Origin of the sequence: Paenibacillus sp. FSL R7-0216, from assembly GCF_037969915.1 — a bacterium.
GTDB lineage: Bacteria > Bacillota > Bacilli > Paenibacillales > Paenibacillaceae > Fontibacillus > Fontibacillus rhizolycopersici.
In genome coordinates, this window is the sequence record NZ_CP150222.1 from 749,773 (window position 1) to 764,481 (window position 14,709).

7 protein-coding genes and 1 tRNA gene are annotated in these 14,709 nt (G+C 45.1%); 3 read left to right on the plus strand and 5 right to left on the minus strand.

Annotation, left to right across the window (positions count from 1 at the left end; all coding sequences use genetic code 11):
• Nucleotides 1-317 precede the first annotated feature (317 nt).
• Together MKZ15_RS03145 and MKZ15_RS03150 are read left to right on the plus strand one after the other, a co-directional pair.
• Nucleotides 318-7,895, plus strand: a complete 7,578-nt coding sequence (locus MKZ15_RS03145; protein WP_339819770.1) for a hypothetical protein — start codon at nucleotides 318-320, stop codon at nucleotides 7,893-7,895.
• A gap of 296 nt (nucleotides 7,896-8,191) precedes the next feature.
• A tRNA-Thr gene (locus MKZ15_RS03150) sits at nucleotides 8,192-8,248 on the plus strand.
• Nucleotides 8,249-8,345: 97 nt separating this feature from the next.
• Here MKZ15_RS03150 and MKZ15_RS03155 read toward each other — a convergent pair.
• Nucleotides 8,346-8,984: an HD domain-containing protein gene (locus tag MKZ15_RS03155; protein ID WP_339819772.1), complete on the minus strand. Its 639-nt coding sequence runs from the start codon at nucleotides 8,982-8,984 to the stop codon at nucleotides 8,346-8,348.
• A 915-nt stretch (nucleotides 8,985-9,899) separates the two neighbouring features.
• Nucleotides 9,900-10,475, minus strand: coding sequence for a cupin domain-containing protein (locus MKZ15_RS03160; RefSeq protein WP_339819775.1), 576 nt, complete (start codon nucleotides 10,473-10,475; stop codon nucleotides 9,900-9,902).
• A gap of 160 nt (nucleotides 10,476-10,635) precedes the next feature.
• Between MKZ15_RS03160 and MKZ15_RS03165 the strand changes: the two genes are divergently transcribed.
• Complete coding sequence (locus MKZ15_RS03165) at nucleotides 10,636-11,055, plus strand: hypothetical protein (RefSeq protein WP_193416664.1); 420 nt, start codon at nucleotides 10,636-10,638, stop codon at nucleotides 11,053-11,055.
• A 75-nt stretch (nucleotides 11,056-11,130) separates the two neighbouring features.
• Here the strand turns inward: MKZ15_RS03165 and MKZ15_RS03170 are convergent, their stop codons facing one another.
• Genes MKZ15_RS03170 through MKZ15_RS03180 form a run of 3 tightly spaced genes read right to left on the minus strand, consistent with a single transcriptional unit; the run spans nucleotide 11,131 to nucleotide 14,631 of the window.
• Complete coding sequence (locus MKZ15_RS03170) at nucleotides 11,131-12,219, minus strand: Ger(x)C family spore germination protein (protein ID WP_339819778.1); 1,089 nt, start codon at nucleotides 12,217-12,219, stop codon at nucleotides 11,131-11,133.
• The gene (locus tag MKZ15_RS03175; RefSeq protein ID WP_193416662.1) at nucleotides 12,216-13,295 is read right to left on the minus strand and encodes a GerAB/ArcD/ProY family transporter; all 1,080 of its coding nucleotides are present in this window, start codon (nucleotides 13,293-13,295) and stop codon (nucleotides 12,216-12,218) included. Before MKZ15_RS03175 ends, MKZ15_RS03170 begins: the two co-directional genes overlap by 4 nt.
• A complete protein-coding gene (locus tag MKZ15_RS03180) occupies nucleotides 13,288-14,631 on the minus strand; it encodes a spore germination protein (RefSeq protein ID WP_193416661.1) in 1,344 nt (447 codons plus the stop codon). Before MKZ15_RS03180 ends, MKZ15_RS03175 begins: the two co-directional genes overlap by 8 nt.
• Nucleotides 14,632-14,709 lie beyond the last annotated feature (78 nt).

A 14,709-nucleotide genomic window follows, 5' to 3' on the forward strand; every position in this document is an offset into this window, starting at 1 on the left:
TTTTTATTGACTCCCGTATTAGGAAGAATTAGCTGTTACTTTTTGATAGTGATTGCTTTTAGCACTCGGGGGTTAGGAGACAGGGATCCTTATGATTTTTATATATCTATCTTGTATTTATTAATCACCTTGGGAATCTTTTATTTGATTCTTCGTTGGTTCAGAAGGAAAAAACAGCTTTTATTGTATATGGCAAGTATTATTGTTTTCGTTGCTTCAGTTATTTTTACATTTTATAGTCTCTAAATGTATTAAGTTTAAAATACTCCGTAGTTCAATACATTCTAATTTTAAATAAGGAGAAGAGGTAAAACTTAATGAAAAGAATACTTGCTATTATTTTGTGCTTTGTAGTTCAAATTTCAACGTTCTGTAATCTGGCATTTGCACATTCTGGAAGTTTCACTTCCAATTACAGTAATAGTGAAAAGAATCTTTTTAGAACTGACAGTGTGGCAAGTGCAGATAACAATATTGGTATTTTAAGCACAAGTGTTTGGGCTGAACAATCAATAGTTAGATTTGGAAATAAAATTAAAGTACATTATAGATTTGATGATGAACCGCACACTGTAAAGATAGAAGTGTATTTAAATGGTTCTTGGTTGAGAGACTATTATGATTCTTCTGGGAATTTAAGCAGTGTTTTTGAATACAATGCGATAGAAGAAGGTTCCTATAAATTTATAGTTGAACCTATCGACGCAAGTGATTTCGGAGGAGAGTGTTCTGTAACTGTATATAAAGACCGAGTTATTTTTATTCCTGGGATTATGGGAACCGATTTATATGTTGATAACGTAAAGGCATGGATCCCCAATAAAAATCTCGAGCTTCTTAATAATATTAAGAAGCTTGCTATGAAAGAAAATGGAGTGAGTGAATATGATGCGGTTGAACCAAGGGAACCTGTTGCTGACTTTTATGAAAGTATTAGTCTGTTTCTTTCTAAACAAAATTATCATGTTGTAAATTTTGGCTATGATTGGCGGATGGATATTACAGAAAACGCTAAGAGTTTAAAGCAGAGAATTGATAAAGAGCGTGCTGCTTCACCCTACAGTAAAATATATATAGTTGCACACAGTATGGGGGGGCTAGTTGCATCTGAGTATATTAAACAAGGTAACGCAAGCAGTATTGACAAATTAATAACAATTGGGACTCCGTATTTGGGAGCACCCAAAGCTACTTTTATTTTTGAAACAGGTTATGCTTCTGGAGTACCTTATCAAGATATAATCATCCATAATGCTATAAAAAGCATCATGCCTAATATTATATCTGCGTATCAACTATTACCTTCTGAAAACTACTTCACATATAATAATTCAAGATATTTGACTACTGAAAAGATTGATGATAGCTTTTCATGGACGAAAACAAGTAGCTTTAAAAGAACAAAATTAAACACATACAGTGAATCAATGAACTTTTTAAATAAACGCGACTGGGCTAATAATGGCTTGATTTATAAAGTCATGCAATCTCCTAAAGATCAAAATATATTATCTACTTTAAATTCAGTAGATTCATATTTCATTATTGGAGATCAAGTTCCAACACCTGGAGGAGTAGTTATACCTGAATACAGGCAAGGAGCAGTTTCTGATATTGAAAGTATTCAGGGGGACGGCACGGTTCCATTAATTAGTGCTACTGTAGGATCTAAATTAGATCAAAACAAATCATATTACATTAAAGAAGAACATTCGGAATTACCTGGAAATACAAGCGTTCAACAGCAAGTTGCAAATATATTAAAAGGAAGTCCGGAACAACTTGCGCCTAATATTCGTAAAATTTCAAAGCCTACTAAAGCACTAAAATTAAAAATAGAATGTCCAGTAGAGTTAAACGTTTATGATGCGGCGGGAAATCACACTGGTCCAACGGGTACGGATACATATGAAACCACTATTCCATACGGGGAGTATTATTCGGACGGTGAAACAAAGTTTGCTTTCTTAGAAGAAGGGGACTATAACGTTCGGCTTAAAGGAACCGGCTATGGTGAGATGATATACTCTCTGACATGGTCCAATGAAGATGATATTGAGGAGAAGACAGTTCGGTTTGATGAAATCAACGTAACTCCTAGTTCTGTCTTTACCTCAGGTACTAGTAAGGAAGGTCAAATTATTCTTGAAGTTGACGCTAATGGTGATGGAGTTATTGACCAAACCCTTTCACCATCTGTCGAATTAGATCTTGATGGAACTCAAGACGAGACGATTCCCACTCTTACTTCACATATTGACGGAGTAAAAGGGGTAAATGAATGGTATGGAGTAGGCGTATACTACAACTTAATTGGACAAGATGACTCGTCGGGTGTATACAAAACATACTATGATCTTAACGAATCAAATATTCAAGAGTACAGCCAACCAATTGCGTTGCCCGATACAGGAATTTACTATTTCAAGTCTTTTGTTAGAGATAAGAATCGAAACGACTCCGAGATACATACTGAAACAGTGAAAGTAGACACGACAAATCCAACAAAACCTACGATGACTATTGTCCCATTAAAATGGACAAATCAATTTGTAAGTATTACTTTATCCAATTCTCAGGATGCTGATAGTGGGTTCCAAAAATATCAATATAAAATAGGCAAGGATGGTGAATGGAAGGATTATATAGATCCTATAATTATTGATACTGAGGGTTTATATAATGTCTACGCGAGGGCTGTAGATAATGTATTCAATTTAAGTGAAGAAGTTGTAGGTGATGCCAAAGTTGACAAAACGAGGCCTTCGACACCTAGCGGATTCGAAACACATTTAAGGAATTATAACGAAATCAAAATATCTTGGATGCCTTCAACAGATAATGTTGAAGTTACTGGATATGATATCTATCTAGATACTGTATATCTAGATACTATAACAGATACCGAATATATTTTTTCCAATCTTACACTAAATACAACTTATAAATTCAAAATAATTGCAAGAGATGAAGCAGGCAATTTCTCTGATGATGGAATATATTACGATAAAACACCACTAAGTCTTATCGGTTCTGCAAATCATACTATCTATGTTAAAGCAGATGGCAGTGTGTGGACTTGGGGATCTAATACTAGTGGTCAACTTGGGGATGGAACAATTACAAACAAAACAACTGCGGTGAAGGTTGAGGGATTGGAACAAGTGGTTTCGGGAGCGGCAGGTGGAAATTATAGCCTAGCGCTTAAGAGTGATGGGACAGTGTGGGCGTGGGGGGATAATGCTTATGGTCAATTGGGGACAGGAAATACAACGTCTACGTTGAGACCTGTTCAGGTTCCCGAATTAAGAGGGGTAATTGCCATAGCCAGCAGTGGCTATAACGGTAGTTACAGTAGCTATGCGTTAAAGAGTGATGGGACAGTGTGGGCATGGGGGTTGAATAACATAGGGCAATTGGGCGACGGAACAACCTCTACTCGCACTAGCCCAGTACAGGTTACTGGTTTGAACGGAGTGAGCGCAATAGCAAGCGGCTTAAACTTTACTCTTGCGTTGAAGAGTGACGGAACGGTTTGGGGTTGGGGAGCGGGATCGAATTATCAGTTTGGAAATGGATCGGCGAACCGGACAACCCCCGGAATTATTACAGGGCTAAGTGGGATTACCCGGATAGCCGCCGGCCTTAGCCATGGTTTAGCGTTAAAAAATGATGGAACGGTTTGGCATTGGGGAACTGCTGATCGAGCAATTGGTACTCCGACGAAGGTGGCCGGCCTAAGCGGAGTGACTGCAGTAGGAGCAGGAAATGGCTCGAGCTTAGCTGTCATGGACGGAAAGGTTTGGGCATGGGGGTATAATGCAACTGGTCAACTCGGAGATGGAACAACCACAAGTCGTACCGTTCCTGTGCGGGTAAGTGGACTAACAGAAGTTAGTGCAGTGGCAGGGGGGATGTACTTTAGTGCGGTATCGAAGGCAGATGGTAGCATTTGGACATGGGGCGAAAATAATAAGGGGCAATTAGGCGACGGCACAGTAACGAGACAACTGACTCCGGTACAAATGCAAGAGAACCGTGCTCCGGTAGTGAGCCTGACGTATCCACTAGGAATGGAAGCATCGCCATCGGTAACGAATGTAGAATACCCATCGATCTTATGGGAGCAGAATGATGCGGCGTTGACCGTGTTTACAAGATATCAGGTACAAGTTCTGAGTGCGACAGGAGAAGTGGTAGCGGATTCGGGTGAAGTAAGCCAGTCTGTGACGGTGAACAGTGGCACTTGGACAGTGAACGGTGCTTTGCCTTCGAGTCAAGCGTTACAGGTACGCGTAAGGGTACGGGATGAAAGTGTATGGTCGGATTGGACGCCAGTAGGTTGGCTAAAGGTAGGTGTGACACAAACAGCAACATCACTGTCCTTGGGTAGTCATGGGATCTATGTTAAAGCAGATGGCAGTGTGTGGACTTGGGGATCTAATACTAGTGGTCAACTTGGGGATGGAACAATTACAAACAAAACAACTGCGGTGAAGGTTGAGGGATTGGAACAAGTGGTTTCGGGAGCGGCAGGTGGAAATTATAGCCTAGCGCTTAAGAGTGATGGGACAGTGTGGGCGTGGGGGGATAATGCTTATGGTCAATTGGGGACAGGAAATACAACGTCTACGTTGAGACCTGTTCAGGTTCCCGAATTAAGAGGGGTAATTGCCATAGCCAGCAGTGGCTATAACGGTAGTTACAGTAGCTATGCGTTAAAGAGTGATGGGACAGTGTGGGCATGGGGGTTGAATAACATAGGGCAATTGGGCGACGGAACAACCTCTACTCGCACTAGCCCAGTACAGGTTACTGGTTTGAACGGAGTGAGCGCAATAGCAAGCGGCTTAAACTTTACTCTTGCGTTGAAGAGTGATGGAACGGTTTGGGGTTGGGGAGCGGGATCGAATTATCAGTTTGGAAATGGATCGGCGAACCGGACAACCCCCGGAATTATTACAGGGCTAAGTGGGATTACCCGGATAGCCGCCGGCCTTAGCCATGGTTTAGCGTTAAAAAATGATGGAACGGTTTGGCATTGGGGAACTGCTGATCGAGCAATTGGTACTCCGACGAAGGTGGCCGGCCTAAGCGGAGTGACTGCAGTAGGAGCAGGAAATGGCTCGAGCTTAGCTGTCATGGACGGAAAGGTTTGGGCATGGGGGTATAATGCAACTGGTCAACTCGGAGATGGAACAACCACAAGTCGTACCGTTCCTGTGCGGGTAAGTGGACTAACAGAAGTTAGTGCAGTGGCAGGGGGGATGTACTTTAGTGCGGTATCGAAGGCAGATGGTAGCATTTGGACATGGGGCGAAAATAATAAGGGGCAATTAGGCGACGGCACAGTAACGAGACAACTGACTCCGGTACAAATGCAAGAGAACCGTGCTCCGGTAGTGAGCCTGACGTATCCACTAGGAATGGAAGCATCGCCATCGGTAACGAATGTAGAATACCCATCGATCTTATGGGAGCAGAATGATGCGGCGTTGACCGTGTTTACAAGATATCAGGTACAAGTTCTGAGTGCGACAGGAGAAGTGGTAGCGGATTCGGGTGAAGTAAGCCAGTCTGTGACGGTGAACAGTGGCACTTGGACAGTGAACGGTGCTTTGCCTTCGAGTCAAGCGTTACAGGTACGCGTAAGGGTACGGGATGAAAGTGTATGGTCGGATTGGACGCCAGTAGGTTGGCTAAAGGTAGGTGTGACACAAACAGCAACATCACTGTCCTTGGGTAGTCATGGGATCTATGTTAAAGCAGATGGCAGTGTGTGGACTTGGGGATCTAATACTAGTGGTCAACTTGGGGATGGAACAATTACAAACAAAACAACTGCGGTGAAGGTTGAGGGATTGGAACAAGTGGTTTCGGGAGCGGCAGGTGGAAATTATAGCCTAGCGCTTAAGAGTGATGGGACAGTGTGGGCGTGGGGGGATAATGCTTATGGTCAATTGGGGACAGGAAATACAACGTCTACGTTGAGACCTGTTCAGGTTCCCGAATTAAGAGGGGTAATTGCCATAGCCAGCAGTGGCTATAACGGTAGTTACAGTAGCTATGCGTTAAAGAGTGATGGGACAGTGTGGGCATGGGGGTTGAATAACATAGGGCAATTGGGCGACGGAACAACCTCTACTCGCACTAGCCCAGTACAGGTTACTGGTTTGAACGGAGTGAGCGCAATAGCAAGCGGCTTAAACTTTACTCTTGCGTTGAAGAGTGACGGAACGGTTTGGGGTTGGGGAGCGGGATCGAATTATCAGTTTGGAAATGGATCGGCGAACCGGACAACCCCCGGAATTATTACAGGGCTAAGTGGGATTACCCGGATAGCCGCCGGCCTTAGCCATGGTTTAGCGTTAAAAAATGATGGAACGGTTTGGCATTGGGGAACTGCTGATCGAGCAATTGGTACTCCGACGAAGGTGGCCGGCCTAAGCGGAGTGACTGCAGTAGGAGCAGGAAATGGCTCGAGCTTAGCTGTCATGGACGGAAAGGTTTGGGCATGGGGGTATAATGCAACTGGTCAACTCGGAGATGGAACAACCACAAGTCGTACCGTTCCTGTGCGGGTAAGTGGACTAACAGAAGTTAGTGCAGTGGCAGGGGGGATGTACTTTAGTGCGGTATCGAAGGCAGATGGTAGCATTTGGACATGGGGCGAAAATAATAAGGGGCAATTAGGCGACGGCACAGTAACGAGACAACTGACTCCGGTACAAATGCAAGAGAACCGTGCTCCGGTAGTGAGCCTGACGTATCCACTAGGAATGGAAGCATCGCCATCGGTAACGAATGTAGAATACCCATCGATCTTATGGGAGCAGAATGATGCGGCGTTGACCGTGTTTACAAGATATCAGGTACAAGTTCTGAGTGCGACAGGAGAAGTGGTAGCGGATTCGGGTGAAGTAAGCCAGTCTGTGACGGTGAACAGTGGCACTTGGACAGTGAACGGTGCTTTGCCTTCGAGCCAAGCGTTACAGGTACGCGTAAGGGTACGGGATGAAAGTGTATGGTCGGATTGGACAAACACTGGTTGGATTAATTATTTAGGATCAACCTTAAATAGTTTACCAAAACAACTCATCGTAAGTACCGGTAATGAACATGGAATAAAGATTAATAAAGAAGCAACAGTAACGTTAAGTGTCTATGGACCTGATAACTCAGTAGATACTTCTTTCACTGGTCTACAAAAAATCGAGTTGCTTGGGTATCTGTTTTCTGCTGAAGGTAGCCCAGGTAGGATTGGAAGTACTAACCTTTCGACTACGGGCGCTACCGTAGTTGATATTGAGTTCAAAGATGGTGTTGCCACTATTCCTTTTATATTTTTCTCGAATGGAAAGCAAATTCTTTCTTTCCGTTTGATTGAAACTAATGTAATAGGAATAGTCGAAGTTGATGTTCAACGTGATCTAGATCAGTCTGCTGAAGAAAAAGCGGAAGAAAAACCAACTGAAGAACAACAAATAATGGAGCCGATCATAGAGCCGCCAACAGAAAAAAGTCCATTCGATGAGGAATTGGTAATGGACAATTCACCCAATGATCTTCAAGTGTACTTTAATACACTGCCGACATATGTAAATGATCAAGGTGAATTTGATGTATCACCATTACTGGCAGTAGTGGATCATTTAGGAAATCCAGCTGTAGGTCGATCAATCAAAGTTATTCTTAGCCGTGGTGAGGGACAATTAGTTGGAAATACGGTGGTATTAACAAATGAAAGTGGATATGCAATTTTTAGCAACCTAATGATCGAGAATACTGGAGGTGATTTCGAGCTTACTTTTATTCTTGACGATGAAATAACACAGGAAAGTATTCAAGTTATTTATCTAAGGAAAAAGGAATTATCAGAAGAAGTGACGGAATAAAAAGAACCCCCCTTTCAAAGTAATGCTTAGAAAGGGGGGGCTAAATCGTACAAAAGAATCAGTGCCAGAGCGTTATCATGTAAAGAAATAATTAGATGGTTTTTTATGAACGAACAGCATTATAATGTTAGTGTTATCTGCTTGAAATATATTGTTTATGTAAAACAAGAGATATATACTGCTTGAATTCTTCTAACCGAACTTCTAACGGCAAGCAAATATATTAAACTTTGAAATCACCTAAGACATAAAATCCCCTTATTTTACGGGCTACTAACACCGTATAACACCCAATAAGTCACTACGGCAACGCATTCGTAATGCGTAGGTCGGGGGTTCGAATCCCTTCACCAGCATCCTTAATGCAAGTGGAAACGCGCCCTCCGAGGTCTCGGGGGGCGCGTTTTTGCGATTAAAGTTAAACTTCTGCCGGAAAGTTACTCAATCCCCTTATTCCTCCCACTTGGAGTGAAGGACATGATGGCAAAAGTTCGGGCGTTGATAGCCCGGAAGAAACATCTCGCACACGTCGGCGTTCATCGTACCGTATGTCGTTTCCGGTTTGTGCTTGAAGCCTTCCCAGAATGCATGCAAGATGTTGTGTTTGAACTGGTCGCGAGGAAAAGCTTCGACGACTTTCTTCCGCACTTCTGCCGGAATGAAATCAAAGTTCTTCCCGACAACGTCATAACCGACGCCGAAATTCATCAGAGCCGCCTCGGTTTCCATATATTCGACAATTCCGACGGTGGTGTGCAGGGCAACCGCATTCCATACCAATCGAATGGATTCTTCCGGAATGCCGCGGCTTCTCAGAAAGTCGCGGGCCGCATTCGCCCCATCGACCTCAAAGCGTTTGTCCGGGCTTCGGAAGGCGGGTGTCAAGCCGAGATCGTGGAAGAGCGAGCTGATATAAAGCAACTCGGCATCGTATTTGATTTGACTCGAATTTCCCTTCATCGCCGCAAACAGAAAGACGCGGTTCGAGTGGTTCCACAAAAGGTCGTCGCCGTGATCGCGCAATAATTCGGCAGCTTCTACGGCTAGTTTGCTATCTGGAATTTTGATATCCGCGATGAAATTTGTCATCTAAAACTTCCCCTTTCGTCATTTAAGCGCATTGTATGACTGTTGCTTCGGCTTCTTTATAAGCTATCTGTAAAAAAGGCCAACGGATCCATTTGCATTGTATTTGAAGGTTTCCTTAGCAATTGTGATATTATCCATATCATCTTAGCTATTCGCCTCATTATTGGTTCCTCCAGTTTTATTTTGTTTAGTACATCCTAGAAGACATCTGAAGGATCGTATTTGTGACAGGAGGAGAGGGAGAGATCGGTGAAAACAAATTTCTGGGTCATCCTAGTGAGCTGTCTATTTGGAGGATCGTGCAGCTTAATGATCGGGGGTATCATTTTTTCACGGCATCAAGATGGCTCTGTTATTCCTAGGGTTATCACCCTAATTGTTATTGGCATAGCCTATTATTACTTCCTGCGCTGGCGACATGAGAAAGTGAAAACGGATATGGTTCTTCTCAATATAACCTTGTTCGTTCTCTTCCTGTTTATATCTCCATTTCTGATGACCATCTAAACAAGCTTGTCTCATTGCCTTTCCCAAGTCCAATAAACAACACTGTCGAGGAAATCACAACAATCTTAGAACAGAAGCAGCTTCCGTTTGAAATCGATATTAAGGAGAGCAAAAAGCAAACCTATAAATACGGTGTAAGAGTAACGATAATATTGGTAAAGACCCAGCAGGGGGAGTTACTAAAAAGTGAAATCGACACGTTATTAAGAAGTTTGCCGACTAAAGAGTTACATATTACTTTCTATAGCAGAAATAGGGAAACGTTTCTAGGGATTGTGATCAATAAGGAGAAATCGATTGTAGGTTGTTCTCCCTATGAAATGTGTGCGAGCATGGATATAAATTATTAATAAATGGGCCTAGGAGCCAATAAAAAATCGGGAGGTTAAATAACCTCCCGAATTCTCGTTAAACTCGTTCTTCCTCCATTGCATCCTTCTTCGTCTGATGCACGGTGCCGAACGGATGCTGGGGCGGCGCGTAAATCACATAGACCTTGAGGGGAACGGTGCCAGTATTGGTGATATTGTGCCATTTCCCGGCGGGGACGAAGACGGCGTCGTCATCGTGAACATTTTGTACGAAATCCAGCTTTTCCGGTGTATCCCCCATTTGTGTAACCCCTTGGCCTTCCTCGATCCGTACAAATTGGTCGGTGTGAGGATGGACCTCGAGTCCGATATCTTCTCCAACGGGAATGCTCATCAAGGTAACCTGAAAATGTTTCCCTGTCCATAATGCCGTGCGGAACGTTTCGTTTTGCTTGGCAGCCCGGTTGATGTTAAGAACCAACGGCTGTTGCCCGTAATCTTGAAGCGGCAGCTCGCCCCAGGACGCAAAGCGCGAAGGATAGGGAGTAATCCCTGGGTTCGAGCCTGGGGAAAGAAACGGTGGAGCTGCATTCACTCCGTAAGGATAAGCGTGGGGGGGCAGGGAAGCTACGGAATACGCAGAGTAAGGGTACGGTCTGGGATAATCATTCATTTGAATTTTGACCTCCAAGGTTTATTACCCATCATATGCCTATCCTCCGCCCTCGTGCTTGTTTGCAAAAATGAGTCAAATCTACTGATGCAATCATCTAGGAATCTGAAATCTCCCTTACATAGAATAGAGCATAACCTAGTAAAGGAGAGAAGAAGATATGGCAAAGACGATTTTGGATTACAACTCTACTGTCGTGACCCCGGTAACGAACGGGGTGAACATTCCGATTCCGGTAGTCGGTGGCGTGCAAATTGCGGCGGTTTCTGTATTTATTGATCCGGCCAATCCGGCATCCACAACCAACCGTGTCGAACTGAAGGCGACCATCGGTGTTGAAGCGTTGTCAGATACGCCGAATGTCCTGGTGCGCATTTGGAGAGCAGGCACCGAAATTTTCTATGGGTTGGTAGAGCTGGAGGATGCCTTCAACGACTGGGGTCTCATTAGCGTGCATTTTGTAGAACATGCCCCGCTCGGCGTCCAAAACTATCAGTTGATCGTAGAAAATCAGGATAACAATAGCACAGCCAGAGTAGTAGGGCCGATTGTCTTCTCGGCTATGGCGATCGGCGGATAAGCTGCCTTCATCATGGATCATCCCCTCACGGCCTGCCGGAGGGGTTTTTTTGCGTTTGTGATGTAGAACGCAGCCTCATTTGAAGGGCTTATCCCTGACGGTTTTCAGATTGCCTTCATTTTGAATCGTTGTTTTCACGTCCAAATCGATCTTCAAACGAGGCAGATATTCCGTACGCCAATGGGCCAACTTGTCCCGAGGGATTCGAGTTCGAAAATACTGGCCCACCCCTAGGATGTCCGCCTCGTGCTTCAGGATATTTTTAAACATCTTGTTGAAGCGTTGGGTCAACAGAGTCTCTAGTTCATCCTTGATTACATCCACGGTAGGCCCCCCGCGGGTTTCCAGAACGGATACCTTTAAGTTGATTTGGCTGCGCATGTACGGGTCTCCGTCCTTCAGCGCAACGCGGTGTTTCATGGAGTTGCTGACAATTAACACGCTGGCGTGGTTCATGACCTCGATCTTGCCGTGCGCACTTTCTTCGTTAAAGGCGTTCATCAGCAGGGTTTCGTCCGCGGTAATTTGTCCAACCATCCGGCCGTTCTTAATAATGGCTGCTCCGACGTTTTCGATGACCGTGCTTGTTCCCGATTTAATAATCGGGATGGCGATATCCCGGGTATAAGAATGGATGCTGCGAAATATTTCCCAGGTTCGCGTTACTGCGACGGACGGGCTCCAACCCGCATTTTTTTCAAAAAAATTGTAAAGCACGGTTTGATCCGTTGATGAATTCTTCTGGAGCTTGGTAAAAAAAGTCTCTAAATCCTCGTCGCAAATGGCAACCATCGCTTTGGCAGAAATCTCGCGAGAACGCATGAAGCTGGAGATGCTGTCGGTAAGTCCTTCCTCGGCATATTTCCGGTCAAAAATGATGACCTTCAAATGCAGCAGATCGACGCGGGTCTCCATATTTGAGCTAATTTCGTCGACTACTTGCGTAATCGTTTGCCCCGTACGCGTAACGAGCATGGAACGGGTCCCGTTCTCGCTCGTTTGCGGGATATCAAGGAACACCTTGTATTTGGAATCTTCCCGGGAGATCCCCATGACGACCGGTAGAGAGCGATGATTGATATCCCGGTTATCCCAGCAGCCGCTAAGGGTTAAGGTACAGCAGGCAACCATCGCGAGTTTCAGAAGAAGACGACGGGATATCATGCAGCAGTTGCTTCCTTTCGACGGGAGATCCATCCCAGGATAAAGATCGAAGAGGGGATCGTTAGGTATACATATAATCGCATCCAAGCGTTCAACCCAAATAGGAGATCGACGTCCTGCCAATCCGGGATGTTGATGCCCATGATAAACGTAAGCAGGGTCAGACCGATAACGATGTAAGAGGTCCGGATCGATTTCGGCAGGCAGCGCCTCAAGATTTCCACATTGACCCAAGCCGTCAAAGCCGTAAACAACATAACAAACGTTACGGTGCAGAGCAGAAAGAACATGGTGATCCGGTCGAACATCAGCCAGGTGATATCAATTGTGTCCACCGCGACGATAAACGGAAAATGGTATTGAGAGGTTGTATTCTCCCCAAAGGTGAGGACCGGAATATAAACGGCGATAAGAAAGAACGGGAGCAGCAACAGGCTCCCCCAAATGACTTTTTTTCGGTTATAAAGCACTTTTGGCTGAATGAACCCGAGATACATAAACCCACCGAAAAACGCAAATGAGCTTTCCAGGTAATCCGGATCCGTAAGAAATGAAAAACGGCTGTTCCATAAGGGGAAGATGTAGTGCCAATCGACGTTTTGGAAAGACATGCACAAGACGAAGACGATCAGCGGAAAGAAGATCAGGGCCATGAGCACGCCAGTACGAAAAAGAGCCTGCACCCCCAGTGAGGTGATGTAGGCTGAAATCAACAAGGTCAACAACATAATCGCCCATAACGGCGTATTGGACAGAAACACGAGGGAGATCGTCTCCGCGTACGCCCGGATCGTCACGGATATCACCATAAACATGTAAATGAACAGGGGCAATAAGAAAATCACGGCGACGGGTTTGCCAAATTGGCTATAAATATCCAGCAGATTCTGACTTTCAAATTGGCTTAACCCTTTGGTATATAGGGAAATTAGGATCCAATGAAGCAGGAAGCCGAGCAGGATGGGTATCCATTGAGCCGATTCGGTGCTATCGATGATGTTCGTCGGAAAGATAAAGAAGATCAGACCGATGTGGGTCAGGATATGTACGAGCACAACTTGTAGGCTTTTATCCATTTGAATCATCCTTTGATTTGATGAAATATAAGTAGGGGATGCCATAGGTTGTTACGCTAGCCAAATAGGCGCATATAATGACCAGACCGGATAGGATTCCGAGGACACCAAATAATGAAGCCAAAATCAGCGTGAGATACTTAAACAGGCGGATAGGCAGCGAATTTTGAAAGCCGACCACGGCCGAATTGGCAATCGTAGTCGCCGCAAGAATAATGATAAGCAGGCTGCTGACGAGCTTGGCCTCGACGACGGCTTGTCCTAATATAATCCCTCCGACTACGGTTAGCGTCGGACCAATGCTTTTCGGCAGCCGGACGCTGGCGACGATGATGAGCTCAAGTACGACTAGTAGCAATAGAGTCTCCACGAAAGCCGGATAGGGTACCCCGGAACGGCTCTCGGCGATGGAAAGCGCCAGCTCGATGCGGAGCACTTCCGGATTTACAGAAACGAGAGCTACGTAAAGGCTAGGCATAATGAGATTGAGCATGATGCCGGCAATGCGCAGCCCTCGAATCAGGTACATAAACAAGATCGGGTAATTCCGATCGTTCTCCATCATGAAGATGTCGCCGACCAGTGCAGGCAAGATCATAGCAAACGGAAACCGGTCCAGGAAGAGAACGACTCGCCCCTGACGCAGCGTATGGGCGGCTTCCGTCGGCAACTCGGTGGTGTAGAATTTGGGTACCGCCTTCCAGGGTTGAAAGCCCAGCGCTTTGCAAACCCGCTGCAAGTTATAGAGATCTCGGTTTTTATTGGCTTCAAGTCGCTCCATGACTTCTCGGAGAAGAGCCGGTTCAACCTGGCCTTCCAAGTACAACAAGGCCAATTTTCGGGGCGAGTGATTCCCGGAGACGTAGACCTTGGTGCGTAAAGACGCGGTGTTCAATTCCTTCTTCAGTAGGCCGATATTCGTGGCAATATCGTCGTTAAAGGCGCTAGCCGAACCCTGCAGCACGTTTTCATTTAACGGTTGTTCGATGCTGCGGGTTAAGGCGGTTGGAACGGGCACGACATCCAGGTAAGTTTCGGGATCCTCATAGCAGATGATGAGGTCACCGGACGTCATTACGGCAAGCAGAGAGGCCTCGTCAGGTTCGGATATGATTTGACCGAGCTTATTGAGTACGATCAAGGCCGAATCGGTATCTAGCGAGAAATCAAGGTCCGCCTCCCGGACACGGGACTGTAGATTTGCCCACGTTTTTGGCAGATCGATCAATGACTTAAATCCCATGATTTGTACAGGCCGCCCGGCCAGAATATGCTCTTCCATAATAAAATCGCCGTCATGCTCAAAACGGTTGCGAATTCGGTCCGTAAGCTTCATAGGGCAATCCTCTTTCTCTATGGATTATCCCCATTATTTGTTGGAAGCGCTGGGAATATACTCTCGACTGCCCCACAA